A 25,071-nucleotide genomic window follows, 5' to 3' on the forward strand; every position below is an offset into this window, starting at 1 on the left:
TTTGAACCCATGGTTTGTCATATGGACCCATTCTCGGCGGGCTTGATTCTCCGGAGGTGGAGAACCTTATTGTTGTATTCGTAACCGGATTCTACAGTGCGTAAATTGCTTTGTCGCGCTTTAGTTAGCCACGCTCCCTGACAAGCGGCTATCCTCTGCACGTTACCTTCCATCACATTAGGCCAGCATGCCCCTTACCACTAGACGCCGCGCCGGCTGGAGCTGGCGCACCCTGCTGCCCTGGGCGATCGGCGTAGTCCCGGTGGCGTGTGGCCTGGCAGTGATGAACTGGCAGATCGATCGCGACCTGCGCGCCAGCAGCCATGCCACCGCCGCCCAAGTGGTCGAGCATGTCGAGCGCATTCTCGACAGCTTGTCCAGCACCGCCCACGCGCTGCTGCCCTTGGCAGGTAGCCCCTGCACACAGGTCAAACTGGCCCTGCGTGGCCAGGTCACCCGTAATGCCTTCGTCCGTTCGACCAACCTTTTTCAGCACAACACGCTGTATTGCTCATCACTGTTCGGGGAGTTCGATGAGGTCGTCGACGCGAGCGAGTACACCAACGGCACGCTCTGGCTGATGGATGGCAACTCGGTGACGCCGGGCCATCCGCTGCTGGTGTACCGGGCCAGCGAGGGCGACCACGGGGCGATCAGCACCGTGGATGGCGACCACCTGCTCACGGCCCTGCGCCTGATCGGCCCGGACGATACGTTGCAGATTCGCGTCGGCAACGACTGGATGGGCAAGGACGGTATCGTCCACAAAGGCGTGCCCCCCACGGCTGCGACCGCCGCCGTGACGCTGAGCTCGACCCGCTACCCGTTCAGCGTGTACGGCGGCTATGGCGCCGAAAAGCAAGGCCAGCTGCTGCGCAGCCACTACCCCGCCCTGCTCAGCTTGCTGATGGTGCTCGGCGTGCTGGCCGGGGCCGCGTGCCACTGGCAAATCCGCCGTGCCACCTCGCCACGTGCCGAGTTGCAGCGCGCCCTTGAGGCTGACGAATTTCTGCCGTACTTCCAACCCGTGGTGCGCAAGGGCGATTACCGCTGGGCGGGCGCCGAAGTGCTGATGCGCTGGAACCACCCACGGGAAGGCCTGGTGCGCCCCGACCTGTTCATCCCCTACGCCGAACACAGCGGCCAGATCGTCGCCATGACCCGCGCGCTGATGCTGCACACCGCGCAGAGCCTGGCACCGTATGCCGCGCTGCTGGAAGATGGCTTTCACATCGGCATCAACATAACCGCCGACCATTGCCGCGACCTGAGCCTGCTCGACGACTGCCGGACTTTCCTTCAGCACTTTCCACCCGGCCGGGTGGCACTGACCCTGGAGCTGACCGAACGCAAGCTGATCGAAGCCACCCCAGTGGCCTTGGAGTTGTTCGAGAAACTGCATGATATGGGCGTGATGATTGCCCTCGATGACTTCGGCACGGGCCAGTCGAGCCTCAACTACCTGCGCCAGTTCAAGGTCGACTACCTGAAGATCGACCAGAGCTTCGTCGCCATGATCGGTGTCGACGCGCTGTCCCTGCACATCCTCGACACCATCATCGAGCTGTCGGGCAAATTGGGCTTGGGCATCGTTGCCGAAGGCGTGGAAACCGAGGCCCAGCGTGACTACCTGGCCCAACACGCGGTGGATTTCCAGCAAGGCTACTTGTTCGCCCGGCCCATGCCGGCAGAGGCGTTCCTCGAAGCGCTGGCCGCACGCTCCGGTGTGTCGCGGTTGCCGCAGGACGCGCCCCCTGAGATCATGCGCGGCTGATCCACACGCTCAACTCCCCTATTCGAGGCATTCGTGTCAAAAGGCATCCTTTCATCGGTCATGGCGTCTTGCTTGTTCGCTGTGATGTACTTCTATACCTCCCTGCTCACGCCGCTCGATGGCGAAGAGATCTTTGGCTGGCGCACGCTGTTGACGCTGCCCTGCCTCACCCTGTTCATGCTGGCCTCGAAGGACTGGAAACGGGTCGGCGAGCTGCTGGCGCGGGTGCGGCGCACACCGGTGCTGCTGCTGGGGATGGTCGGTACGTCCTGGCTTATGGGGGTGCAACTGTGGCTGTTCCTGTGGGCACCGCTGCATGGGCGCAGCCTGGAAGTGTCGATGGGCTACTTCCTGCTGCCGCTGACCATGGTCTTGACCGGCCGCCTGGTCTACGGCGAACGCCTGTCGCACCTGCAGAAGGTGGCGGTGTGCTGCGCCGCGCTGGGTGTCGGGCACGAGCTGTACCAGCATGGCAGCTTCGCCTGGGAAACCCTGGTGGTGATGATCGGCTACCCGATCTACTTCGTGCTGCGCCGACGCTGCCGCACCGACCACCTGGGCGGCCTGTGGTGCGACATGTGCCTGCTGTTGCCATGGGCGCTGTACTTCGTGATCCAGGGGCCGTTGTCAGCGGCGGACCTGCTTGCCCACCCTGGCCTTTACGCCTTGATCCCGGTATTGGGAGCGATCAGCGCCTCGGCCCTGATCGCCTATGTGCTGGCCAGCCGTCTGTTGCCGTTCAGCCTGTTTGGCCTGCTTAGCTACGTCGAGCCGGTATTGCTGGTGGGCGTGGCCCTGCTGCTGGGTGAAAGCATCGGCCCGGATCAGTGGCTGACTTACCTGCCGATCTGGGCCGCAGTGCTGGTACTGGTTGTGGAAGGTTTCAAGCACCTGCTGCGTCAGCGTCGCCGTTCGGTATAAGCCGTACCTGGCGCACGCGCCGCTCTTCAACAGCCTCCACAGTCATGATCCAGCCATTCCAGGCCAAGCGATCACCCACCACCGGCAGGCGGTCCAGCAAGCTCATCACCAGGCCCGCGAGGGTCTGGTAATCCTCGGTGGCACGGGCACTGAAGCCGGTACGTGCCTGGACCTGGCTGAGGTTCAGGGCGCCGCTGACGACAAAGCCATCACCCTCTTCAACGATACCCGGGCCTTCCACTTCGCTGGCATCTGGCAACTCACCGGCAATCGACTCAAGGATATCGGTCATGGTCAGCAGGCCGGTGAAATCACCGAATTCGTTGACCACGAAGGCGATATGGGTAGATTGGCCACGCATCTGTTCAAGGGCGTTGAGGATGCTGAAGCTTTCCAGCAGGTTCAAAGGGGCCCGCGCCATGCGCTCCAGGTCTGGCTGGCTTCCCGACAGCAGCTCCTTGAACAACTCCTTCTTGTGCACGAAGCCCAGCGGCTCATCGATGCGACCATCGCGGATCAACGGGAGGCGTGAGTACGGCGAATTCGCCAGGGCTTCGGCTATGGCCGCGGCCGGCTGCGCAAGGTCGATCACATCGACTTCGGTGCGTGCGGTCATCACCGTGCGGATCGGCCGCTCGGCAAGGTTCAGTACACCACTGATCATTACCCGCTCCCGGCGGTCGAACAGCACCTCTTCGCCGCCGCCCCCGACCAGGTCGGCGATATCTTCGCCCACTTCGTCGGCCTCGACCCGACGGCCACCCAGCAGGCGCAGTACCGCATGGGCAGTACGCTCACGCAGCGGCCGATGCTGCTGCAGGCTGCGTTTGCGGCGCGCGCGGGCCAACTGATTGAACACTTCGATCAGGATCGAGAAGCCAATGGCCGCGTACAGGTAGCCTTTCGGTATATGGAAGCCCAGGCCTTCGGCGGTCAGGCTGAAGCCGATCATCATCAAGAAGCCCAGGCACAGCATGATCACTGTCGGGTGGGCGTTGACGAAGCGGGTCAGCGGTTTGCTGGCGACAATCATGATGCCGATCGAGAAGATCACCGCAATCATCATGATCGACAGCTGCTCGACCATGCCCACGGCGGTGATCACGGCGTCCAGCGAGAACACCGCATCGAGCACGACGATTTGCGCAACAATCGGCCAGAACGCCGCATGGCGTACCACGCCACTGGCCTGAGTGACGTGCCCTTCAAGCCGTTCGTGCAGCTCCATGGTGGCCTTGAAAAGCAGGAATACACCACCGAACAGCATGATCAGGTCACGGCCCGAGAAGCTCTTGCCAAACACCTCGATCAGCGGCGCGGTCAGCGTCACCATCCACGAGATACTCGCCAACAAGCCCAGGCGCATGATCAGCGCCAGGCTCAAACCGATGATCCGCGCACGGTCGCGCTGATGGGGCGGCAACTTGTCGGCCAGGATGGCGATGAACACCAGGTTGTCGATACCCAGCACCAGCTCGAGGACGATAAGCGTCAACAGGCCTAGCCAGGCCGTGGGGTCGGCTAGCCATTCCATTACCGGGTACTCACAAGGGAAGCGTCACAGGGACGGTTGAAGGATGGCCGAGAAGGCCGAAGACTGGGGGGCTCCGCGAAGGTGCTCATAGTTACCTGGGTAGAAATTGGGTAAGCGATCGTACAATCACAGCAGGTTTTTCTGACAGTGAGAAACTATTACAAAACCTGTAACAGCCCATTGGGGACTTTTGTTCAATACGCCAGAGCACCGCAGCCCGAAGATGCTCGGCAACTCCCCTCACAGGATTGCCCTCATGAGTCTGTCTTTGTCTATGGCCGCTTTCGCGCTGGCGGCCTCGATCTCCCCTGGCCCGGTCAACATCGTCGCCCTGGGCAGCGGTGCCCGTCATGGCCTGCGCGCTAGCCTGGCCCATGTGGCCGGTGCGACGCTGGGGTTCTGCCTGCTGCTGGTACTGGTCGGGCTGGGCCTGCATGAACTGTTGCTGCGCTGGCCGCTGCTGGGCGTGCTACTGCACTGGGGTGGGGTGGCTTTTTTGCTGTACATGGCCTGGAAACTGGCCAGCGATGATGGCCAGCTAGGTGGCGAGCACGGGCAGAGCGCGCCCTCGGCCTGGCATGGCGCAGCGATGCAGTGGCTCAACCCCAAGGCATGGCTGGCGGCGGTGGCGGGTGTCGGCGCCTACACCGGCGGCGAACAGCAACTGCTGTGGCTGTTTACCTGGATCTATGGGCCGATCTGTTTTGTCTCGGTGGCCAGCTGGGCATGGGCCGGAAGCGTGATTCGCCAGTGCCTGGGCAACCCCCGGCAGATGCGCTTGCTGAACCGCGGGCTGGCCGTGTTGCTGGTGGCCAGTGCTGCGTATCTGGTCATCTGAGCGACGGGGCACTCTTGCAGTAATGCCCCGGCGTTGCCGCCAGGTGTTTCTTGAACGCACGCTGCAAGTGCGCCTGGTCGGCGAAACCTGCCGCCAGTGCCACTTCGGCAATAGCACGGCCCTTGCGCAGGTACGCCCGGGCGAGCTGCACGCGCTGGTCAACCAGGTAGCCATGGGGCGTCAGGCCGAAACGCTGGCGAAAGGCCCGAATCAGGTAAGACCGGGATAAGCCACTGGCCATGCAGATGTCTTCAAGGCTCAGGGGGTCGGTACGGTGTGCGCGAATGAAGGCAGCAGCTGCGTCCAGCCGAGAGTGTTCCGGCACGTTCAAAGCTGGCGTGGCACCTAGCAGGCTTGGCAGTGTGCCAAAAAATGTCGCTACGCGGCCTTCACGATCAGGCAGGCCGTCGTCGAACAGGTCTGCAAATACCTGTAAAACGCGGCTATAGAGGCGCGGCGAGGTGCTGCAGGTCTGTTGAGGCAGCTGAAAACCCAGCGCCTGCAGCCATGGCAGATCCACGAACAGCATCAGGTAAGACCAGGCCTGGCCCTCGATGGGGTTGCAGGTATGCACAACCCCGGGGTTCATCAGCACCGTAGCACCGGCGCTCACTTCGATCTGGCTATCGCCGGTCAGGTAAGTACTGCGCCCACCGGTGATGACGCCGATGGAAAAACTCTCATGGGAGTGGGCGGCGTAGCACACCTGGCGCCCGTCCCCTACGCGCCGGGCTTCGACGAAGGGCAATGCCGGATCCCGCCAGAACCGCGACACCTCGATCATCACCCTGCCCTCATTCGCCGTCGTCGTGTACCACAACCAGCAACTGCGCCGGCTGCGGCCCCACAGAGCGCAGCCGGTGCGGCGTCTGGGCATTGAAATGCAAGGCATCGCCCTGCTCCAGCAGCACCCGTTCGTTCATGAAATCCACCTCTACCTGGCCTGCATGAACGAACAGAAACTCCTCGCCCTGGTGCTCCTTGAACGTCGGGTCACTGAACTGGGTCGGTGGCTGGATCAGGAACGGCAACAGGCTGCGCTGCCCCACCTGGCTGGTGAGTGCCGCGTACCCCGGCCCTGTGCCGTCGCCCACCAGGGCCTGGCGCTCAGCATGACGCACCAGGCTGTAACGGTGCTGCGCGGTTTGCTCTTCAGCGAACAATTCTTCGACATTGACGTTCAACGCCCGCGCCAGCTTCAGCGCCGCAGCGATCGACGGCGTGTTCAGGCCACGCTCGACCTTGGACAGGTAGCTCTTGGTCATGCCGGTTTTCTCGGCCAGCAATTCCAGGGTCAGGCCCAGTTTCTTTCTCAGCAATTTCAATCGGATAGACATGTGACGCAGTTTTCCCAGGCGAAGGCAGATGCAAGGCTCGCGCGCACCGATGATACGTGGACTGCGCGCGAAATGCTGGCCCTGATCTCAAGGCATCACGGGCGGCACATACTGCAATGTCGTACCCAACGCCCACAGCAGCACCAGTACCAAGGGTGCATGCACCAGCAATTGCACGAACGAGAAGCCGATCAGGTCGCGCGCCTTGAGGCCCAGCACGCCCAGCAGCGGCAGCATGTAGAACGGGTTGATCAGGTTTGGCAGGGCTTCGGCAGCGTTGTAGATCTGCACGGCCCAACCCAGGTGATATTGCAGGTCATTGGCCACCAGCATCACATAGGGCGCCTCGATGATCCATTTGCCCCCGCCCGAGGGGATGAAGAAGCCCAGCACTGCCGAGTACACGCCCATCAGCACGGCGTAGGTATCGTGGGAGGCGATCTGTACGAAGAAGGTGGAAATGTGGTGGGCCAGGGTCTGTTCGTCCACGCCCTTGACCTGGGTGAGGATCGCCGCGATCGAGCCATACAACGGGAACTGGATTAGCACCCCCGTGGTGGTGGGCACGGCACGGGTCACCGCATCGAGGAAGCTGCGCGGGCGCCAGTGCAGCAAGGCACCCAGCATGATGAACAGGAAGTTGTAGGTGTTAAGCCCTGAGATGGCGGTGATTGCAGGCTTGGTGGCGAACTCCTGGTACAGCCAACCACCGGCCAGGGCCACCAGCAGCAAGGTCAGGATCGGGCTGTACTCCAGCCACTCGCCGGGCCGGCTGCGCTGGGCCGGTGGCGGCGCGGTGAAGCTTGGGTCGACGCCGCATTGTTCCGCCGTACGCGCGCTGGTCGCGCCTGGGGCGGTGGCATAGGCCACCACCAGCGATACGATCACCAGCGCCGCCAGCATGACCCCCGACTGCCAGAGGAAGATGGTTTCGGTGAACGGAATCACCCCGGTGATCGACAGAATCGACGGCGGCAAGCTGGCCGGGTTGGCCTGCAGTTGCGCCGCCGAAGACGAAAGGCCCAGCGCCCATACCGCGCCAAGGCCCAGGTAGGCAGCGGCGCCAGCGGCGCGGTAATCCATTTTCAGGTCAGTGCGGCGCGCCAGGGCGCGCACCAGCAGGCCTCCGAAGACCAGCGACAGGCCCCAATTGAGCAACGAGGCCAGCATCGAGACCAGCGCAACCCAGCACACCGCCGAACGGCCGTTGCTGGGGATACGCGCCAAGCGGTCGATCAGCCGAGCGGCAGGCGGCGAGCTGGCCACCACATAGCCGCCAATGACCACGAACGCCATCTGCATGGTGAACGGGATCAAGCTCCAGAAGCCATCGCCGAAGGCCTTGGCGGTGTCGGTCGGTTTGGCACCCATCACCAGGGCACCCAGGCACACCAGCACTACCGCAAGGGCGGCGAATACCCAGGAATCAGGGAACCAGCGTTCAGCCCAGTTGGAACAGCGCAAGGCAAAGCGGGCGGAACGGCTGTCTTGGATTTCAGCGGCCACAGTCATGTCCTTTTATTGGTTTTGTCGAACTGATCTTGAATCAACAGCAAAAACCCTGTGCAAGCTCGCTCGCACAGGGTTGATGATCACAGCAGAGGTTAGAACGTCATCTCTTTCACATCATCCGGCACGATCAGCTTGCCGGCGGTCTTCTCGATGATTTCTTCGACGCTTACCCCCGGCGCCGTCTCGCGCAGGATGAAGGTGCCATTGTCGATCTCCAGGTACGCAAGGTCGGTCAGTACCTTGCGAATGCAACCGGCACCGGTCAACGGCAGGCTGCAACGCTCCAGCAACTTGGACTCACCGTCCTTGGAGGCGTGGGTCATGGTGACGATGATGTTGTCGGCACCGGCCACCAGGTCCATGGCGCCGCCCATGCCCTTGACCAGCTTGCCGGGGATCATCCACGAGGCGATGTTGCCTTGCACATCCACTTCGAAGGCGCCCAGCACGGTGAGGTCGACGTGGCCACCACGGATCATGGCGAACGATTGCGCCGAATCGAAGATCGATGCGCCACGGCGGGCGGTAACGGTCTGCTTGCCGGCGTTGATCATGTCGGCATCGATCGTGCTTTCGGTAGGGAACTCGCCCATGCCGAGCAAGCCGTTTTCCGACTGCAGCATGACATCCATATCGTCGGGTACGTAGTTGGCCACCAGGGTCGGAATGCCAATGCCAAGGTTGACGTAGTAGCCGTCCTTCAGTTCACGGGCGACGCGTTGCGCCATCTGTTCGCGGGTCAGTGCCATGGTCAGGATCTCTTTGTTGTTCTGAAGGATGGCGCTCAGGCCTTGACGGTGCGCTTTTCGATACGCTTTTCGAAGGTACCGACAATCACACGGTCCACGAAAATACCGGGGGTGTGGATCTCGCTGGGCAGCAGCACGCCCGGTTCGACGATCTCTTCCACTTCAACCACGGTGATCTTGCCGGCGGTGGCCGCCAGCGGGTTGAAGTTCTGCGCGGTGTTGCGGTACACCACGTTGCCGTAATGGTCGGCCTTCCAGCCCTTGACGATGGCGAAGTCACCGGTGATGGATTCTTCGAGAATGTAATGGCGGCCTTTGAATTCACGCACTTCCTTGCCATCGGCGACCGGGGTGCCATAGCCGGTGGCAGTGAAGAAGGCCGGGATGCCAGCGCCGCCGGCGCGCATTTTTTCGGCCAGGGTACCTTGTGGGGTGAGTTCGACTTCCAGTTCACCACTGAGCAGTTGGCGTTCGAATTCGGCGTTCTCGCCCACGTAGGAAGCGATCATCTTGCGAATCTGGCGCTCTTCCAGCAGTACACCCAGGCCGAAACCATCGACACCGCAGTTGTTGGAGACCACGGTCAGGCCCTTGACGCCACGGCGCTTGATCTCGTTGATGAGGTTTTCCGGGATGCCGCACAGGCCAAAGCCACCGGCCAGTACCGTCATGTTGTCGGTCAGGCCGTCAAGGGCCTCTTCATAGGTTGCTACGCGCTTGTCCAGTCCGGCCATGTTGATCCGCCTTTTGTAGTTGTTGAACCGACGAGGCTGTCGGTGAGCGTGTGCTGACATCTTCACCGCAGACGACTGATTTGTTAATTTTGTTTTCATCATTGATTGATAACGTTTTCAAAACAAACAGTAGGCCCGTCATGAACGTCAAGCAACTCCGCGCCTTCGTCGCCGTGGCCAAGTACCAAAGCTTCGCCCAAGCCGGCGAGCATCTGCATGTTTCGCAACCGGCATTGAGCCTGACCATCAAGGCCCTTGAGGAAAACCTCGGCGGCGCCTTGCTCAGCCGCACCACCCGCAGTGTCAGCCTGACGGCCGAAGGTGAAGTGCTGCTGCCACTGGCGCGGCGCCTGCTGGCCGACTGGGACGACACCGAAGAACTGCTGCGCCAGCGCTTCACCCTGCAACTGGGTCGGGTTTCAGTGGCGGCGATGCCGGCTTTTGCAGGCAACTTGCTGCCCCGCTCGCTCAAGGTGTTTCGCCAGCGCTACCCGAAGGTCAACGTCACCGTGCACGATGTGATCAACGAACAGGTACTGGAACTGGTGCGCCATCGTCGCGTCGAACTGGGCATCGGCTTCGAACCGGACAACACCGATGGCCTGGCCTTCTACCCGTTATACATGGACCGCTTCGTCGCCGTGGTACCCGCCGACTCACCGTTGGCGTTGTTGCCCGGGGTCAGTTGGGCACAACTGCTGGCCGAAGATTTCATTGCCTTGCAGCGCCCTTCGGCGGTGCGTCTGCTGATGGAACAGAACGTTGCGGCCAGGCACGGCAAACTGGCAGTGGCGTTCGAAAGCCATCAGCTGTCGACCATTGGGCGCATGGTTGCCAGTGGCCTGGGCGTCAGCGCAGTACCGGCGCTGTGCATCAACCAGATGCAGGAGCTCGGCGCCCGCTGCCTGCCCTTGGTCGAGCCCTCGGTTGAACGGCGCATCGGTGTCATTGCCCTGAGCGAGCACAAATTGTCCACCGCAGCGCAAGCGCTGCTCGAGGTACTGCTTTCCCATACCCTGATCCCGGAGGTGACATGCGACACGTGAAACTGGCAGGTTCGAGCGTTCCGGCCATTGGCCAGGGCACCTGGTACATGGGTGAAGACCCCGGCCGCCGTGCAGCAGAGGTGTCTGCCCTGCAACAGGGTATCGAGCTTGGCCTGAGCCTGATCGACACTGCTGAAATGTATGCCGAGGGCGGCGCGGAGGAAGTGGTCGGCCAGGCCATCGCCGGGCGTCGGGACCAGGTGTTTCTGGTCAGCAAGGTCTACCCGCACAATGCCAGTACGCGGGGCGTGCCGGCTGCCTGCGAGCGCAGCCTCAAACGCCTGGGTACCGACTGCATCGACCTGTACCTGCTGCATTGGCGTGGCCAGCATCCACTTGAGCAGACCGTCGAGGCGTTCGAGCGCCTGCGCGAACAGGGCAAGATCAAGCGCTGGGGGGTGTCCAACTTCGACGTCGATGACCTGCGCGAGTTGAACAACCCCGATTGCGCCACCAACCAGGTGCTGTACAACCCGACGCAGCGCGGCATCGAGTTCGACCTGCTGCCGTGGAGCCAGAAGCGTGCATTGCCAACCATGGCGTACTGCCCACTGGCTCAGGCCGGGCAGTTGCTGCAGCATCCTGTGCTGCTGGAGATCGCCGAGCGCCATGGCGCGTCAACGGCCCAGGTCAGTCTGGCCTGGGTGACACGTGAAGATGGGGTGATCGCCATTCCCAAGGCGGTAGCGCCAGTACATGTGCGGCTGAATGCGGCGGCGGGTGTGCTGACCTTGAGCAGCGAAGACCTACGGGCAATCGACCGGGCGTTTCCACCGCCGGCCCGCAAACAACGGTTGGCGATGGTCTGACCGACACCGCCCTTGTAGGAGCGGCCTTGCGTCGCGAAAGGGCTGCGCAGCGGCCCCAGGATTTCAGCGTCACCGCATATAATGCCGGGGCCGCTGCGCAGCCCTTTCGCGACGCAAGGCCGCTCCTACACACTCAGTGAAAATCGCGGCTACGAACATTCAGCCCCTGCAGCAAGGGGCTGACATCCTCCAGCCGTCGGGCGATCAGGTGGCGAACGCCATTCTCCTGCTCCAGCCGCCCGCTCACCTTGAGCAATTGCGAGCCCACCAATGCTCGCCGCTGCCGCTCGGCCAAGTCACGCCACACCACCACATTGACCATGCCGTACTCATCCTCCAACGTCACGAACGTCACCCCGCTGGCGGTTTGCGGGCGTTGCCTGCCCACCACCAGCCCGGCCACGGCAATGCTGTCGCCATGCTCGACAGCAGCCAGCTCGCACGAACTGCGACAGCCCAACGCGCGCAAGCGTGGGCGCAGCAGTGTCAACGGGTGTGGCCCAAGCGTGGTACCCAAGGTCTGATAATCACTGACAAGGTCTTCACCCGCGGTCGGCGCCGGTAGCGCCACCGCGCCCTCTGGCACTGCGTCCACTTCAGCGAACAAGGGCAGTTGCGGTTGCACGGCCGCCACCTGCCAGCGCGCCTGGTGGCGGTCACGCGCCAGGGCCCTCAGTGCCCCGGCGTCCGCCAGGCGGGCGCGGGCACGCTGGTCGAGCCCTGCACGCAGGCACAGATCCTCGACATCGCGCCAGGGCCGTTGCGCCCTCGCCTGCTCCAGGCGCCGAGCATCGGCCTCGGCAAAGCCCCGAATCTGCCGCAACCCCAGGCGAATGGCCAGGGCACTTTCAGCCACGCGCTCGAGCGTGCAATCCCACTCGCTGTGAAACACATCCACCGGCCGCACCTCGATACCTTGGCGCCTGGCCTCCTGCAGCAGTTGGTCGGGGCTGTAGAAACCCATGGGCCAACTGTTGACCAACGCACAGGTAAAAATGGCCGGCTCATGGCACTTGAGCCAACTGCTCGCATAACACAGCAAGGCAAAGCTGGCCGCGTGAGACTCAGGAAAACCATAGCTGCCGAAGCCCTTGATCTGTTCGAAGATGCGCTCGGCAAACGACAGGTCGTAACCATTGCGCAACATGCCCTGTATCAGCCGCTCACGGTGCGGCTCCAGCCCACCGTGGCGCTTCCAGGCAGCCATGCTGCGCCGTAACTGGTCGGCCTCGCCCGGGCTGTAGTCGGCAGCCACCATGGCCAGTTCCATGACCTGTTCCTGAAACAGCGGCACCCCCAGGGTACGCTCGAACACTTCCTGCAACTTCGGCGAGGGGTAGGTGACCGGTTCCTGCTTCAGGCGCCTGCGCAAGTAAGGGTGGACCATGTCGCCCTGGATCGGCCCGGGTCGCACGATGGCCACCTCGATCACCAGGTCGTAGAAGGTGGTGGGTTTGAGCCGAGGCAACATGGCCATTTGCGCCCGTGATTCGATCTGGAACACGCCCATGGTCTCGGCCCGACTGATCATCGCGTAGGTAGCCGGGTCCTCAGCTGGAATGCTCGCCAAGGTCAGCTGCCGGCCACGGTGGCGTTGCAGCAGGTCGAAACAACGGCGCAAGGCGCTGAGCATGCCCAGGGCCAGCACATCGACCTTGAGCAGCCCGACCATGTCCAGGTCGTCCTTGTCCCACTGGATCACCGTGCGGTCTTGCATCGCGGCGTTTTCCACCGGCACCAGTTGGTCCAGCGGTTGCTGCGAGATGACAAAGCCGCCAGGGTGTTGCGACAGGTGCCGGGGAAAGCCGATCAGCTCAGCGGCCAGAATCAGCACCCGCCGCAACGATGGGCTGCTGGCCTCGAAACCCGCTTCGGCCAAGCGCTGTGCATCGGGGATGCGATCACTCCAGCGGCCGCAGCACTTGGCCAGTGCATCCACCTGATCGGCCGGCAACCCCAGTACCCGCGCCACATCACGCACCGCGCCGGCAGCGTGATAGGTGTTGACCACGGCGGTGAGTGCGGCGCGATGCCGGCCATAGCGACGAAACACGTACTGGATCACTTCTTCGCGGCGGTCGTGCTCGAAGTCCACGTCGATGTCGGGCGGCTCGTTGCGCTCGCGTGACAGAAAACGCTCGAACAGCAGGCGGTGCTGCATGGGGTCGAGTTCGGTAATCCCCAGCACGAAACACACCACCGAGTTGGCTGCCGAACCCCGGCCCTGGCAGAGGATACGCTGGCTGCGGGCGAAGGCGACGATGTCGTGCACGGTCAGGAAGTAGCTTTCGTAAGCCAGCTCTTCGATCAATGCCAGCTCCCGTGCCAGCACTTCGCGCACCTTGTCGCTCGGCCCGGCCGGCCAGCGCAACGGCAAGCCTCGCTCGCACAGTTCGCGCAGCCAGCTTGCGGGGGTATGGCTTTCGGGCACCAGCTCACGCGGGTACTGGTACTTGAGTTCGCTGAGGTCGAAACGGCAGCGTTCGGCAATGGCCAGGGTCTCGGCCAGCAAATCGGCGGGGTACAGCTCCTGCAGCTGCTGCGCGTTGCGCAGGTGACGCTCGCCATTGGCGAACAGGTGGCGCCCGGCCTCGGCTACCTGGCAGTGCTGGCGGATGGCGGTCATGCAATCCTGCAGGGCACGGCGACCGCGTACGTGCATGTGCACGTCGCCGCAGGCCACGGCACGGACACCGACCTTGCCCGCCAGTTCGCGAAGCTTGCCGAGGCGCACCTCGTCGTCACTGCCTCGGTGCAAGTGCACCGCCAGCCAGAGCCGCTCGGCGAACAACGTGTGCAGCCAGTGGCCAGGCGCAGGGTCATCGGGGTCGTCGGCTATCCATAGCGCCAGCAACCCTTGATTGTGCGCGCGCAGGTCATCGCCGAACACCTGATACGCGCCCTTTTCCGCCCGCCGTCGCGCACGGGTAATCAGTGCGCACAGGCTCTGGTAGCCCGCCAGGTTTTCCGCCAGCAGCACCAGCCTGGGGCCATCCTGCAGGCGTATTTCACTGCCGACAATCAGTTGTAGCTGGTGCTCCTTGGCCGCCTGCCAGGCGCGCACGATACCGGCCAGGGTGCACTCATCGGTGATCGCCAAGGCTTGGTAGCCCTGCTCGCGGGCACGCCGGAACAACTCATCGGCACTCGACGCACCCCGCTGGAAGCTGAAGTTCGACAGGCAATGCAATTCGGCATAGCCGAATGTATTCATGCGAACCAACCTTGCAACCACAACGGGCCAGGCTGGCTGAGGTCTCGGTAGGCCCAGCCACGCAGGCCTTCGCGGGTTTCGATGCGGTAGTAGTCGCGACGCACGTCGCCACCGTCCCACCAGCCCGATTCGATGCGCTCGGCTTGGCCCAACAAGCGGTGCCCTGCGTCGTCAAGTGCCAAAGGCGTCGGGAGCAGCCAGCCGGGGCGGCTACCTGGCATCAGTTGCAGGCTCGCGCGTGCGCCCTGCTCCACCGCTTGCCAGGCGCATTCGGGGCGATGGTCGGCCTGGGCGCTCAGCCCTTTTACCGCCTCATCGCCCAAGCGCGCACGCAACCGCTCACGCAGCTGCTCCCAAGGCTGCGCCTGCTGCGCGCGGGGGTCGAACAGCGCCTGGTGCTGGGGCACGAAGGGTGGCAAGTCATCGGCGACCAGGCGCAGGTTGCGTACCGGGGCGCGCAGCTGCAGCGGCTCCAGCCGCCCTTTGGCCAACTCGAAGAGCATGCCGGCATCACGCTCGGCTGCCAGCAGGCCCACCTGCAGTTGCGTGTCAGGCCCTTCGGCATGCTCAAGGTGCAGGCAGAAGCGTTGCACGCCGCAATCGCGCCCGGCCAGGAACGCGCCAAGGTCATTGAGCATTCTGCGCAATGGGAACAGCAGCGCCTGGTGCGATTCAACGTCAAAGTTCAGCTCCAGACGCGCTTCGAAGCGGTCAGGCGGCTGGTAGAAAGCCAACCCCAGGTTACGCAGGCCCAGCAACTGGTCCAAGTGCAGCTGTACCTGGGCAGAAAAGCGTTTTGCCAGGGCATCGCGAGGCAAGGCCATGACCTGGCCGAGCTGGCGCAGCCCCATGCGGGCAAAGGCCTCGGCGGCCTCCTGAGGCAGCCCGACACGCTCGATTGGCATGCGTGCCAGCACTGCGCGCGCCTCTTCGGCGCAGGTCACCGCCAAGCCATCGTGGCCATTGGCGAGCATGCGCGCCGCCACCGGGTTGCTGGCCAGCACGATGCGCTGACGCAAGCCCAACTCGCCAAGCTCTTGGCGCAGCCGTGCCTCGAACAAGGGCCAGGGGCCGAACAATTGCAGGCTGGAGCCTACTTCAAGCAGCAGCGCCCTTGGGTAATGCAGGCTCACCTGGGCGCTGAAGCGATAGGCCCAGGCTGCCAGCAGTTGTTGCAACTGTTCGATGCGTTTGCCGTCGGCCTCCACGCAGGTGAAGCCATCGGCCAGGGCACGGGCTGCTGTCAGGGTCTGCCCGGCACGCAGGCCCAATGCCGCAGCAGCGGGGTTGACCGCCTGCAAGACGCGCCGCTGAGTGGGGCCGCCAATCAGCACCAGTGGCGTATCGGGGTCGTTGCGTTCGCGCAGCACCGTGTCCAGCGCCAGCTGTGGCAGCAGAATGCAGGCCCAGAGCATGATGCATCAGCCCTGCCCGGGGCAGGCGATGGGCAGCGCCGGGGGCATGCCACCTCGGCTCTTGAGCACGCGCCATTGTGCTGGCCGGGTGTCGATGGCAATGCGCAAAGCGGCTGGCGACGGGTTGTTTGCCGCCTGCTGCGGGCGGCAGGCGAAGGCCAGCGCCTGGCCGGTTTCGGCGGCCACCTGCAGGCGCCGCAGAGCACGGTCATCGGCGCGTTCTGGCCAGCACAGCACGGCGGCGCAACTGCCCGAGCGCAGGCATTGCTCAGCCGCCCAGAGCGCGTCGACCGGCGCGGCGGCGACCTGGACCAGCCAGCGTAAATCCACCCCCGCTGCCTGCCAGGCCGGGGCAAAGGGAATAAACGGTGGCGCGACCAGCACTACCCGACCGCCTTCAGCGGTCAGGCGTGCCAGCGAAGGCCACAGCAACTTCAGCTCACCGCAACCGGGGCTGGCCAGCAACAGTTCGCTGAGCGCTGCGGCCGGCCAGCCGCCCTCTGCAAGGCGTTGGTCCAGCGCGGCATGGCCGGTGGGCTGCAACCCCAGAGGCCGAGCCTGAACCTGCCGACCGCGCCAGACCTGACGCTGGTCGAGCAGCCTGTCGAGATCGACCACCGCGCCCATCAGTCGCGCCTCAGCAGGCCGCAGAACACGCCTTCGATGAAGAACGCCTGTTCAGGCCCCACATCAATCGGCGCATAGGCCGGGTTGCGTGGCAGCAGCCGGTAACCACCGGCCTGGCGCTGCAAGCGCTTGATGGTCACCTCGCCGTCCAGGCGGGCAACCACGACCTGCCCGTCACGGGCCTCGCCCTGCTGGCGAATACCGACCAGGTCACCGTCGAAGATGCCGTCGTCGATCATGGAGTCACCGCGCACCTTCAACAGGTAATCGGGTGTGCGCCGGAACAGGCTGGGGTCGATCAGCAATTGCTCGTGGATACCGAGGTCCGGGCCGATCGGCGCACCTGCGGCGACCTGGCCCAACACGGGCACTTCGAGAATTTCCGGGCGGCGCAGGGGCTGGGCCAGGCGAATGCCACGCGCCTGGTTTGGCGTGACGTCGATGTAACCGGCCTGGCACAGGGCGGTGATGTGCTTGCGCGCGACGCTGCGCGAGGCAAAGCCGAAGCGCGTGGCGATGTCGGCGAGGCTCGGGGGCTGGCCGTGATCGGTGATGCGCTTACGAATGAATTCGAGAATGGCGCGGCGTTTGGGGGTCATATTGTCCATGGAGCACATTTGTACTCTTTTCCCAGCGCACTGAACAGCCCCCTTCGTCGTCAGCTTTGGTTATGATCGTTGGGCTTGTGTTTTTTCATACCTGGATACCTGATGCTGACTGCCCTGCTGTTCGACCTCGACGGAACCCTTACCGATACCGATACCCTGCACTTGCAGGCTTTCCGCCAGTTGCTGCGTGAGCATGATGGCCGCGAACTTTCCCAGGCCCAGTTCGATGCGCAGGTTAGTGGCCGGGCCAACGGCGAACTGTTCGCCGAGCTGTTTGCCGATGCCAGCCCACAGGAGTGCCTGGCACTGGCAGACCGCAAAGAGGCGTTGTTCCGCTCGCTGGCGCCATCGCTCGAGCCGATGCCAGGGCTGTTGCGCCTGCTGGAGCACGCCCAGGCCTATGGCCTGGGCATGTGCGTGGTCACCAACGCGCCGCGGCTCAATGCCGAGCACATGTTGCAGGCCATGGGGCTGGGGGCACGTTTCGAGCATGTGCTGGTGGCCGAAGAGCTTGAACGTGCCAAGCCGGACCCGCTGCCCTACCTGGCCGGGCTGCAGCGCCTTGGCGCGGTGGCCGGTCAGGCGCTGGCCTTCGAGGACTCGCTGCCTGGGGTCCGGGCTGCCAGCGGGGCGGGTATCTTTACGGTGGGGGTTGCCACGACGCAGACAGCCGAACGGCTGATGGAGGCGGGTGCTGGGTTGGTGATTCGGGACTTTGATGATCCGCGGTTGTGGGCGTTGATTGAATCGATGGGGTGATGGCTTTGGAGCATGCCTTGAGCGCTCTAGCGCCTATGAGATCGAGCGCCGCCCGCGCGGCGCATCGCGAGCTAAGCTCGCTCCTACATTTGTCCCACGCGCCCCTCCTCCAGGCCCCCACATGCTCATCGACGAAGAACTGACCCTGAAAAAGCTGGAAACCTTCCTCGCCTTCATGCGCAGTGGCAACCTCGGCCGGGCCGCCGCCGAACTCGCCACCAGTGCCGTCAGCGTGCACCGCGCCATCCACTCGCTGGAAAACGCCCTGCGTTGCCCCCTGTTCAAGCACGAAGGCCGCCAGCTGATCCCGCTGGAGAGTGCCTACGTGCTGGAAAAAAAAGCCCGTCAGCTGATCCAGGACGCCGAGCAGATGGTCCGCCAGACCCGCGAGGCCGCAGGCTTCTATGCCGAACGCTTCCGCCTTGGCGCCCTGTATTCGCTGACCGTGAAGACCGTGCCAAAACTGGTCATGGGCCTGAAGCTACGCCGCAGCGAGCTCAACATCGACCTGACCCTGGGCTCGAACGTCGACCTGCTGCAACGCCTGAAAAACCACGAACTGGAGGCCATCCTGGTATCGCTCGACGAAAGTGTCAGCGACCCCGCCTGCGAGCAACTGCCGCTGTTCTCCGACGATATCTTCCTCGCCGTCCCCACCGACTCGCCCTTTGCCGAACAAGCCGAGGTGGACCTGGCAGACCTCGCCGACTCCACGTTCATCACCCTGACCCAAGGCTTCGCCACCCACCGTGACGGTGCGCGGGTATTCCAGCAGGCAGGGTTCGAGCCCAAGGTGGCCATGCAGGTGAACGATATCTTCACCCTGCTGAGCATGGTCAGCTCGGGCGTGGGCTTTGCCCTGCTGCCAGGGCGGATCGCAGCGGTGTACGAGAACCGGGTGCGGCTGATTGCCCTGCAGCCGCGCTATCGTCTGCAACAACATATCGGCGTGGTGTTTCTGAAAGCACGGGAGCGGGAACCGAACCTGTTGGCGTTGCTGGCGCAATGCAGGATGTACAGCCGGGAAAACTGAACAAGGCCTGCAGGGCTTTTGCACGCCAGCACAGATTACACCACCTTCCGTGCAGCGCGTCGGCCTGAACCGGCATGGCGCCCTTGCAGCAGCACGGCCAGCGCAGCCAGCACCGCCGGTACAAGCAACGACGCGAACACCTGCGCGAAGCTCCACCCCATTGCCAGCATCTGGGCGCCGGCAAACGCACTGAGAATCGCCCCGAAACGGCCGATGCCACTCATCCAGCTGGCACCGGTCGCGCGCGCTTCGGTCGGGTAGAACGCTGCCGCCAGCGCATTCATGCCCACACTGGCACCATTGAGGCCAAAGCCCACGGCCCAGGCAATCGTGCACAGCCAGGTGAAGTCCCCGGCCACTTGGCCAATGGCGAAGATCACTGCGCCGCTGAACAGGAAGGTCAGCATCAGCACGCGTTGCGGGTTGCAGCGGTCCATGGCCCAGCCCACCGAAATCGCCCCCAGCGGCCCGCCGATCTGGAAGCAGGCGGTGACGATGGCCGCTTCGGCTACCGAGAAGCCACCGCCCTCCTTCACCAGAGTGGGCAACCAGCCGCTGAACAGGTAGACCAGAAACAACGCCAGCACGTAGCCGGTCCAGAGCATGAAGGTGCCGAAGCGATAGCGCGGCGAAAGGATGGTGCCAATTGCCCCACCGCTGCTCGGCGTGCTGGGCGGCAGCACAAAAGTGCTGTCGGCGCTGATGCGCCCCGGCGCCAGGCGGCTGACAATGGCGCGTATGCGTCGCACATCGGCACCTTTGCTGACCAGGAAGGTGACCGATTCGGGCAGCCGCCAGCACAGCAACGGCAAGGTCAGCAGCGGCAGCACGCCCCCCAGCACCAGCACACTGCGCCAGCCCAGGTTCGGGATCATCCAGGCACTGACAAAGCCGCCTGCCGCCGCGCCCAGGGAAAAGCCGCAGAACGCCAGGGTGATCAGCAACGAGCGGCTGCGCGCCGGCGCGTATTCGCTGACCAGGGTGCTGGCATTGGGCATGGCGGCGCCCAAGCCCAGCCCGGTGAGAAAACGCAGGGCCACCAGGGTTTCAAGGTTGGGCGAAAACGCCGAAGCCAGGGTCCAGACGCCAAACAGCAGGACGCTGCCCAGCAAGACCGCCTTGCGCCCGTAGCGATCTGCCAGGGGGCCGGCGATCAAGGCCCCGAGCGCCAGGCCGATGAGGGCGGCGCTCAGCACCGGGCCCAGGCTTTGCGCGTTCAGGCCCCAGTCGCTTTTCAGCTGCGGGGCGATGAAACCGATGATGGCGACGTCCAGCCCGTCCAGGGCGATGATCAGAAACCCCAGAAAGACCACCCACTTCTGGTAGCGGCCGATGGGTTGCTGGTCGATCAGTTGGCGCACATCGATAGCGTTGTTCATGGGTATCACCTGTTGTTGTTTTTATGCGGGTGCAGGGCCCCGGTGGCATTAGCGGTGAGCGAGGCTGTGCAGCCGCACCGGCCTGATGATCCGCGTCTCCTGGGCCACCACTAGGTCACGGGTGGCGTGCAGGTAGGCGGCGAAGTCCGGGTCGGCATCGCGGGCGGCGCTGCGCGTTTCGAAGTCATCCAGGCTGTCGTAGCCCCACAGGTGCACCACCTGGTTCAGCGGGCCGATGCTGCTGGTGTAGAAGGCCAGTGGCGCCCCCAGATGGCGCAGCAGAATCGGCATCGCCAACTGGTCGAAGGCCTCGAGAAACGCCGCCATGCCACGTGGGCGAATGGTGTAGATCCGATGGTCGACGATGGCCTTGTCCATCACGCCACCTCCCGTGCATTGGCCGCAGTCGCCAGGCCTTGTTCGACGCCTGCCAGATGGCGCCCGGTGATGTAGCCAAAGGTCATGATCGGCCCCAGGGTGATGCCTGCGCCGGGGTAGTTGCCGCCCATGATGCTGGCGCGGTCGTTGCCAACGGCATACAGCCCCTCGATGGCCCGCTCATCGGTGCCGAGCACTTCGCCGACCACACTGGTGCGGATCCCGTCGAAGGTCCCCAAGTCGCCCATGATCACCTTCACGGCAAAGTAAGGCCCCTCGCCCAGCGGCGCCACGCAAGGGTTGGGCGCGTGTTGCGGGTCGGCCAGATAACGATTGAAGCGGGTAGTGCCACGCCCGAACTGGCGGTCCTCACCCTGAACGGCGCCCAGGTTGTACTCACGCACGGTCTGCTCCAGCCCGGCGGCATCGATCCCGGCCTTGCCGGCCAGCTCTGCGAGGCTGCGCCCCTTGAGCAGGTAGCCATTGCGCAACAGCGGCCCCAGCGGCATCGGCGCGGGCTTGGCGAAACCCAGGCCATACTTGGCCAGGGTGCGGCGGTCACAGACCAGCCACATGGCGGTTTCCGGCTGCTCGGCACAGGCTTCGATCAACGCTGCCCCCACATCGTGGTAGGAATTCGATTCGTTGGTGAATCGCTTGCCCGAGCGCAGCACCCCGATCACACCGGGCTTGTAACGATCGAGCAAATGCGGAAAGGCAACGTAGCGCCCTGCCCCCATGGGCACTTTCGATACCGGCATCCAGGCCGCTGCGGCTTGCAGGCGGATATCGACCTTGGCGCCCAATGCTTCGGCCATGCGGGCACCATCACCCGTGTTGCCTTCAGGCACCGGCGAAAAATGCTCACCGCCGCGACGCACATGCGGGTAGGCCTGCTTCAACCGTTGCAGGTCGTGGGAGAACCCGCCACAGGCCAGCACCACACCCCGCCGCGCTTCGATACGCAGCTCGCTGTCGCCTTGCTTGGCCAACACCCCCGTGACCCGGTTGCCTTCAAGCAACAGTTGCCTGGCCGGGGTGCCGGTCAGAATCGGAATATCCAGGTCCAGCGCCGACCTCACCAGTCGCGCCGCCAAGGCATTGCCGCTGGTGACCTGAGTACCGCGCCGGTACAGCGCCAGCTCTTTGAAATGGGTTAGCAAGCGCTTGGCCACATAAGCGAACGACGACAGTGAACGCGTGACATTGAAGAAGTGCTTGAGGTCGGCATTCGACGAGTTGAACATCATGCCGATGAAAGTGATGGTCTTGAGCGGTGGCCGCAGGCGTGCCATGTCTGGCCCCAGGCCCCGGATATCGTAGGGCGCCGCCAGTATCGAGCGGCCGACCTCGACGCCACCCTCCACCTGCGGGTGGTAGTCGGGGTACAGGGTGGGGACGAATTTGACGGCTGTCTCGCGCTCGAAGAAGTCCACCATGCGTGGCCCGTGGCGCAGAAACGCCTTGACCGCCGCTTCGTCGAAGCAGTCGCCGGTTTCGTTGCGCAAGTAGGTAAGTGCCGCCGCCTCGCTGTCGTTTACCCCATGTCGGCTGCACGGCACCCACAGCACCCCGCCGGAAAACGCCGTGGTGCCGCCGAAGCAGTCCGCCTTCTCGATCACGATCACATCCAGGCCGTGCTTTTTCGCGGTGATCGCTGTCGCCAGGCCACCGGCCCCCGCCCCCACCACCAGTACATCGCAGTTGCGCGTGTTCATGGGCGAACGCCCTCGAAGCCTGGGCGTGGGATCAATGCCATGGGCATGCTCTCCAGCCCGCCATCGACGGTCAGCTCGGCGCCGTTGATGTAGTCGGCGCGCGGGCTGGCGAGAAACAGGACTGCTTCAGCGATGTCCTGCGGCTCGCCGATCCGCTGGTTGGCGGTCATGGCGCTGCGCTGGCGCTCGATGTGCGGGTCGGCGTAGAACGCGGCCGACAACGGCGTGCGGATCAACCCGGGGCACACCGCATTGCTACGCACCCCGCGCGGGCCCCACTCCACGGCTATTTGCCGCGACAACAGGCTGACACCGGCCTTGGCCGCGCTGTAGGCACCGCTGTTGGGTTGTGGGTAATGAGCGGCGATGGACGCAATATGCACGATCCGCCCCTGGCCACGGGCAAGCATCGAACGGCCGAAGGCCTGGGAACACAGCAGGTAGCCGCTGAGGTTGACCGCCAGTACCTGGTTCCATTGCTCCAGGCTCAGCGTTTCAAGGGCACCGGGGCGCAACACACTGGCGTTGTTGACCAGTACATCGCAGCGACCGTGCAGCGCCTGCACCTGTGCCGCCGCCTGGCTGACGCTGTCGGGGTCGGCGATGTCGCAGCCCAGCGCGCTGACCTCGCCGACGCTGTGCTCGCCCAAGGTCGCCGCCAGCTCGCGGCATTTATCCAGGTCGCGATCCAGCAACACCACATGGGCATGCTGCCCCACCAATGCGGCAGCCAGGGCCGCGCCAATGCCGCCGGCCGCGCCGGTTACCACGCAAACGGCAGAGTCCAGGCCCAGCCAGTGATCAGTCGTCATCTTGTTGTTATGCATGCTGCTCTCCAGAGTGTCGCTTCATCTGGCAAACAGCCTAGGGCCGGCACGTGCCCGGGCAGAATGGACAAAACCTGCAACCCACCCCACATTCCCGACAATTTCGTCCACTGGCCCTTAACCCGGCAAGCCGCTGTGGCACAGTAGCCGGGTATCGATCACAACAATAACTACAAGACCATGAACAAGATCCCCAACTACGCCCTGTACGGCGAAACCGCGCAGCCGGTGTGGCACGAGTCCCTGCATGTGGAGTCGATCTCGCAACGCTCCGGCGCCTACAACTGGGAGATTGCCGCGCACCGTCATGAAGGCCTGCTGCAGTTGCTGTACCTGCAAAGCGGTGCCGGCGAAGTGCTGTTCGACAGCGACCGCGTGCAGGCCCGGGCGCCCTGCGTGGTGTACGTGCCGGCGCAGGTGGTGCATGGTTTTCATTGGGCCGGCGCGGTCGAGGGCCAGGTGATCACGGCGGCGCAGCATCCGCTGGAAAGTATCGCCCAGGTACTGGCACCGAACCTGCTGGCACAGGTGCGCAAACCCCAGGTGATCGCCCTGCCGCAGTGGGACGCCGACGAAGACCCGCTGCTACCGCTGTGCCGCGCACTGCGTGAGGAATACCACAACCGCGCCCGCGAGCATGTGGCGTGCAGTATGTCGCTGTTGCTGACGCTGATGATCCAGGTGTTGCGCCACGAGCCGCAGGCCCGCGCCGGCGAGCAGCGTCTACCGTCGAGGCGCAGCCAGCAACTGACCAGGTTCCGTGAGCTGGTGGACATGCACTACCGCGCGCATTGGTCGCTCGGTGATTACGCCGGTGAGCTCGGGCTGACCTTGACCACGCTGGGGCGGCTGTGCCAGGAGCATCTGGGCATGACGCCGATGAACGTCATCAATGCCCGCCTGGTGTTGGAGGCCAAACGGGCGCTGGGGCATTCGAGCCTCAGTGTGAAAGAGATTGCCCATGAGCTGGGGTTTGTCGATGTCGGCTACTTCAGCCGGTTTTTCCGCAAGCATTCAGGGGTGAGCCCGAGTGGGTTTCGTGAGGCCGCAGGGCGAAAGGGCCCGTAATTTCGCACAGCACCCTCAAGCCTCCAGTGCCTGCTGCACCTGGCCCACTGTCGCCGCCAAGCGCTGCAGATGCAGGCTCAACACCCGCTCTACCGGCGCCTGGTCCTCCGGCCAGTGCAAGGCAATGCTACCCGCCAGCCGCCCTTCAACCCGCACCGGCAACGCGATCGCCCGGATCAGGAACGGCAACCGCACCGGGTACTCCCAGTGCCCCTCGGTGCGCTGACCAAAGCCCTTGTGCGCATCGTCCTCGATATCGCGCAACAGCGTTTCATCACCCAACTGCTGGTGGCTGGCCAGGCGCTGCACTTCGTCGCTGTGCATTTCCCCCAGGCATGCCCGCCCCATTGCCGAGTGAAACAGGCTGGCATGGTGCCCGACGATCTGGCAGTTGTTCGGGTAGCGCTTGCGCAGCACCAGGGGGATGGCGCTTTCCATCACTTCAAGGCGCTCGCCATCGAAGCACGACAGGTCCGCCACCAGCCCGGTGCGCTCGCTCAGTTCCAGCAACCAGGGCGCTGCGTGTTCGACCAGGCGCCGCTTCAAACGCAACTGGCGGTCACCGAACAGGCGCCGGGCGCACAGGCGATAACGCCGATCACTCAAGCCCCGGTAGACCCAGCCCTGCTCCTGCAAGGTGGCCAGCATTCGCGACACCGTGGCCTTGGGTAGGGCCGTCAGGTAATGCAGCTCCTCCAGCCCTAACGCCTGGTGTTCGCCGAGCAAATCGACGATGGCCAGCGCCCGCTCCACCGAGCGCACGCCGCCGCTGTCTGTCGTGGTGCCCATGT

At 64.0% G+C, this 25,071-nt stretch carries 23 protein-coding genes; 8 read left to right on the forward strand and 15 right to left on the reverse strand.

The genetic code is table 11. The features are described from left to right. Nucleotides 1-187: 187 nt before the first annotated feature. Both LJX93_RS14010 and rarD read left to right on the forward strand, forming a co-directional pair. Entirely contained in the window at nucleotides 188-1,774 is a 1,587-nt protein-coding gene (locus LJX93_RS14010; protein ID WP_033698025.1) for a cyclic diguanylate phosphodiesterase, read from the forward strand. A gap of 33 nt (nucleotides 1,775-1,807) precedes the next feature. Further along, nucleotides 1,808-2,695 (forward strand): EamA family transporter RarD, encoded by an 888-nt coding sequence (gene rarD / locus LJX93_RS14015; protein WP_033698026.1) that lies wholly within the window; start codon nucleotides 1,808-1,810, stop codon nucleotides 2,693-2,695. Here rarD and LJX93_RS14020 read toward each other — a convergent pair. Continuing rightward, nucleotides 2,658-4,229 (reverse strand): TerC family protein, encoded by a 1,572-nt coding sequence (locus LJX93_RS14020; protein WP_033698027.1) that lies wholly within the window; start codon nucleotides 4,227-4,229, stop codon nucleotides 2,658-2,660. The two genes, rarD and LJX93_RS14020, sit on opposite strands and share 38 nt — an antisense overlap. Before the next feature lie 256 nt (nucleotides 4,230-4,485). Between LJX93_RS14020 and LJX93_RS14025 the strand changes: the two genes are divergently transcribed. Further along, on the forward strand, nucleotides 4,486-5,067 hold the full coding sequence (locus LJX93_RS14025; protein ID WP_033698028.1) for a LysE family translocator: 582 nt from the start codon (nucleotides 4,486-4,488) through the stop codon (nucleotides 5,065-5,067). Here the strand turns inward: LJX93_RS14025 and LJX93_RS14030 are convergent. The 5 genes from LJX93_RS14030 to LJX93_RS14050 form a co-directional block, all read right to left on the reverse strand. After that, a complete protein-coding gene (locus LJX93_RS14030; RefSeq protein ID WP_033698030.1) occupies nucleotides 5,060-5,851 on the reverse strand; it encodes an AraC family transcriptional regulator in 792 nt (263 codons plus the stop codon). The two genes, LJX93_RS14025 and LJX93_RS14030, sit on opposite strands and share 8 nt — an antisense overlap. Before the next feature lie 10 nt (nucleotides 5,852-5,861). Next, a complete protein-coding gene (locus tag LJX93_RS14035) occupies nucleotides 5,862-6,404 on the reverse strand; it encodes a helix-turn-helix domain-containing protein (protein ID WP_047583224.1) in 543 nt (180 codons plus the stop codon). An 87-nt stretch (nucleotides 6,405-6,491) separates the two neighbouring features. Continuing rightward, nucleotides 6,492-7,916, reverse strand: coding sequence for a short-chain fatty acid transporter (locus tag LJX93_RS14040; protein WP_156310133.1), 1,425 nt, complete (start codon nucleotides 7,914-7,916; stop codon nucleotides 6,492-6,494). Nucleotides 7,917-8,008: 92 nt separating this feature from the next. After that, a complete protein-coding gene (locus LJX93_RS14045; RefSeq protein ID WP_033698033.1) occupies nucleotides 8,009-8,665 on the reverse strand; it encodes a CoA transferase subunit B in 657 nt (218 codons plus the stop codon). A gap of 35 nt (nucleotides 8,666-8,700) precedes the next feature. Then, nucleotides 8,701-9,399: a CoA transferase subunit A gene (locus tag LJX93_RS14050; RefSeq protein ID WP_033698034.1), complete on the reverse strand. Its 699-nt coding sequence runs from the start codon at nucleotides 9,397-9,399 to the stop codon at nucleotides 8,701-8,703. A gap of 140 nt (nucleotides 9,400-9,539) precedes the next feature. On the opposite strand from LJX93_RS14050, the gene LJX93_RS14055 reads away from it, so the two are divergent. Next, nucleotides 9,540-10,445 (forward strand): LysR family transcriptional regulator, encoded by a 906-nt coding sequence (locus tag LJX93_RS14055; protein ID WP_033698035.1) that lies wholly within the window; start codon nucleotides 9,540-9,542, stop codon nucleotides 10,443-10,445. Continuing rightward, a complete protein-coding gene (locus tag LJX93_RS14060) occupies nucleotides 10,433-11,254 on the forward strand; it encodes an aldo/keto reductase (RefSeq protein WP_227696067.1) in 822 nt (273 codons plus the stop codon). The genes LJX93_RS14055 and LJX93_RS14060 overlap by 13 nt, the downstream gene beginning before the upstream one ends. A gap of 133 nt (nucleotides 11,255-11,387) precedes the next feature. On the opposite strand, the gene LJX93_RS14065 is transcribed toward LJX93_RS14060, so the two are convergent. The 4 genes from LJX93_RS14065 to lexA are packed head-to-tail and all read right to left on the reverse strand — an operon-like array spanning nucleotide 11,388 to nucleotide 17,127. Next, complete coding sequence (locus LJX93_RS14065) at nucleotides 11,388-14,468, reverse strand: error-prone DNA polymerase (RefSeq protein WP_227696068.1); 3,081 nt, start codon at nucleotides 14,466-14,468, stop codon at nucleotides 11,388-11,390. Beyond that, complete coding sequence (locus LJX93_RS14070) at nucleotides 14,465-15,883, reverse strand: Y-family DNA polymerase (protein WP_047583091.1); 1,419 nt, start codon at nucleotides 15,881-15,883, stop codon at nucleotides 14,465-14,467. Before LJX93_RS14070 ends, LJX93_RS14065 begins: the two co-directional genes overlap by 4 nt. A 6-nt stretch (nucleotides 15,884-15,889) precedes the next feature. Beyond that, entirely contained in the window at nucleotides 15,890-16,510 is a 621-nt protein-coding gene (imuA, locus tag LJX93_RS14075) for a translesion DNA synthesis-associated protein ImuA (protein ID WP_033698043.1), read from the reverse strand. Continuing rightward, entirely contained in the window at nucleotides 16,510-17,127 is a 618-nt protein-coding gene (lexA, locus tag LJX93_RS14080; RefSeq protein ID WP_227696069.1) for a transcriptional repressor LexA, read from the reverse strand. Before lexA ends, imuA begins: the two co-directional genes overlap by 1 nt. Before the next feature lie 93 nt (nucleotides 17,128-17,220). Here lexA and LJX93_RS14085 point away from each other — a divergent pair, with 93 nt between their 5' ends. Further along, complete coding sequence (locus LJX93_RS14085) at nucleotides 17,221-17,877, forward strand: HAD family hydrolase (RefSeq protein WP_095064426.1); 657 nt, start codon at nucleotides 17,221-17,223, stop codon at nucleotides 17,875-17,877. Nucleotides 17,878-17,998: 121 nt separating this feature from the next. Beyond that, nucleotides 17,999-18,910, forward strand: a complete 912-nt coding sequence (locus LJX93_RS14090; protein ID WP_033698047.1) for a LysR substrate-binding domain-containing protein — start codon at nucleotides 17,999-18,001, stop codon at nucleotides 18,908-18,910. Between the two features lie 35 nt (nucleotides 18,911-18,945). Here LJX93_RS14090 and LJX93_RS14095 read toward each other — a convergent pair whose 3' ends face one another. From LJX93_RS14095 to LJX93_RS14110, 4 genes are read right to left on the reverse strand one after another with little or no spacing between them, the layout of a single operon-like run. Further along, entirely contained in the window at nucleotides 18,946-20,289 is a 1,344-nt protein-coding gene (locus LJX93_RS14095) for an MFS transporter (protein ID WP_227696070.1), read from the reverse strand. 48 nt (nucleotides 20,290-20,337) lie between these two features. Continuing rightward, the gene (locus tag LJX93_RS14100; protein WP_033698050.1) at nucleotides 20,338-20,667 is read right to left on the reverse strand and encodes an NIPSNAP family protein; all 330 of its coding nucleotides are present in this window, start codon (nucleotides 20,665-20,667) and stop codon (nucleotides 20,338-20,340) included. Beyond that, nucleotides 20,667-22,385, reverse strand: a complete 1,719-nt coding sequence (locus LJX93_RS14105) for an FAD-dependent oxidoreductase (RefSeq protein WP_033698051.1) — start codon at nucleotides 22,383-22,385, stop codon at nucleotides 20,667-20,669. Before LJX93_RS14105 ends, LJX93_RS14100 begins: the two co-directional genes overlap by 1 nt. Next, the gene (locus tag LJX93_RS14110) at nucleotides 22,382-23,212 is read right to left on the reverse strand and encodes an SDR family NAD(P)-dependent oxidoreductase (RefSeq protein ID WP_033698053.1); all 831 of its coding nucleotides are present in this window, start codon (nucleotides 23,210-23,212) and stop codon (nucleotides 22,382-22,384) included. Before LJX93_RS14110 ends, LJX93_RS14105 begins: the two co-directional genes overlap by 4 nt. A 180-nt stretch (nucleotides 23,213-23,392) precedes the next feature. On the opposite strand from LJX93_RS14110, the gene LJX93_RS14115 reads away from it, so the two are divergent. After that, a complete protein-coding gene (locus tag LJX93_RS14115) occupies nucleotides 23,393-24,280 on the forward strand; it encodes a helix-turn-helix domain-containing protein (protein WP_033698055.1) in 888 nt (295 codons plus the stop codon). A 15-nt stretch (nucleotides 24,281-24,295) separates the two neighbouring features. On the opposite strand, the gene LJX93_RS14120 is transcribed toward LJX93_RS14115, so the two are convergent. After that, entirely contained in the window at nucleotides 24,296-25,069 is a 774-nt protein-coding gene (locus tag LJX93_RS14120; RefSeq protein ID WP_033698056.1) for an IclR family transcriptional regulator, read from the reverse strand. Between the last annotated feature and the right edge of the window lie 2 nt (nucleotides 25,070-25,071).

Origin of the sequence: Pseudomonas sp. HN2-3 (genome assembly GCF_020691745.1) — a bacterium.
GTDB classification, from domain to species: Bacteria; Pseudomonadota; Gammaproteobacteria; order Pseudomonadales; family Pseudomonadaceae; genus Aquipseudomonas; species Aquipseudomonas capeferrum.

Bases quoted from the DNA above. Each gene is read 5' to 3' on its own strand.
- LJX93_RS14010 (WP_033698025.1), top strand. From the start codon at position 188: ATGCCCCTTACCACTAGACGCCGCGCCGGCTGGAGCTGGCGCACCCTG.
- LJX93_RS14020 (WP_033698027.1), bottom strand. From the start codon at position 4,229: ATGGAATGGCTAGCCGACCCCACGGCCTGGCTAGGCCTGTTGACGCTT.
- LJX93_RS14025 (WP_033698028.1), top strand. From the start codon at position 4,486: ATGAGTCTGTCTTTGTCTATGGCCGCTTTCGCGCTGGCGGCCTCGATC.
- LJX93_RS14030 (WP_033698030.1), bottom strand. From the start codon at position 5,851: ATGATCGAGGTGTCGCGGTTCTGGCGGGATCCGGCATTGCCCTTCGTC.
- LJX93_RS14035 (WP_047583224.1), bottom strand. From the start codon at position 6,404: ATGTCTATCCGATTGAAATTGCTGAGAAAGAAACTGGGCCTGACCCTG.
- LJX93_RS14040 (WP_156310133.1), bottom strand. From the start codon at position 7,916: ATGACTGTGGCCGCTGAAATCCAAGACAGCCGTTCCGCCCGCTTTGCC.
- LJX93_RS14045 (WP_033698033.1), bottom strand. From the start codon at position 8,665: ATGGCACTGACCCGCGAACAGATGGCGCAACGCGTCGCCCGTGAACTG.
- LJX93_RS14050 (WP_033698034.1), bottom strand. From the start codon at position 9,399: ATGGCCGGACTGGACAAGCGCGTAGCAACCTATGAAGAGGCCCTTGAC.
- LJX93_RS14055 (WP_033698035.1), top strand. From the start codon at position 9,540: ATGAACGTCAAGCAACTCCGCGCCTTCGTCGCCGTGGCCAAGTACCAA.
- LJX93_RS14060 (WP_227696067.1), top strand. From the start codon at position 10,433: ATGCGACACGTGAAACTGGCAGGTTCGAGCGTTCCGGCCATTGGCCAG.
- LJX93_RS14065 (WP_227696068.1), bottom strand. From the start codon at position 14,468: ATGAATACATTCGGCTATGCCGAATTGCATTGCCTGTCGAACTTCAGC.
- LJX93_RS14070 (WP_047583091.1), bottom strand. From the start codon at position 15,883: ATGCTCTGGGCCTGCATTCTGCTGCCACAGCTGGCGCTGGACACGGTG.
- imuA (WP_033698043.1), bottom strand. From the start codon at position 16,510: ATGGGCGCGGTGGTCGATCTCGACAGGCTGCTCGACCAGCGTCAGGTC.
- lexA (WP_227696069.1), bottom strand. From the start codon at position 17,127: ATGTGCTCCATGGACAATATGACCCCCAAACGCCGCGCCATTCTCGAA.
- LJX93_RS14085 (WP_095064426.1), top strand. From the start codon at position 17,221: ATGCTGACTGCCCTGCTGTTCGACCTCGACGGAACCCTTACCGATACC.
- LJX93_RS14090 (WP_033698047.1), top strand. From the start codon at position 17,999: ATGCTCATCGACGAAGAACTGACCCTGAAAAAGCTGGAAACCTTCCTC.
- LJX93_RS14095 (WP_227696070.1), bottom strand. From the start codon at position 20,289: ATGAACAACGCTATCGATGTGCGCCAACTGATCGACCAGCAACCCATC.
- LJX93_RS14100 (WP_033698050.1), bottom strand. From the start codon at position 20,667: ATGGACAAGGCCATCGTCGACCATCGGATCTACACCATTCGCCCACGT.
- LJX93_RS14105 (WP_033698051.1), bottom strand. From the start codon at position 22,385: ATGAACACGCGCAACTGCGATGTACTGGTGGTGGGGGCGGGGGCCGGT.
- LJX93_RS14110 (WP_033698053.1), bottom strand. From the start codon at position 23,212: ATGCATAACAACAAGATGACGACTGATCACTGGCTGGGCCTGGACTCT.
- LJX93_RS14115 (WP_033698055.1), top strand. From the start codon at position 23,393: ATGAACAAGATCCCCAACTACGCCCTGTACGGCGAAACCGCGCAGCCG.
- LJX93_RS14120 (WP_033698056.1), bottom strand. From the start codon at position 25,069: ATGGGCACCACGACAGACAGCGGCGGCGTGCGCTCGGTGGAGCGGGCG.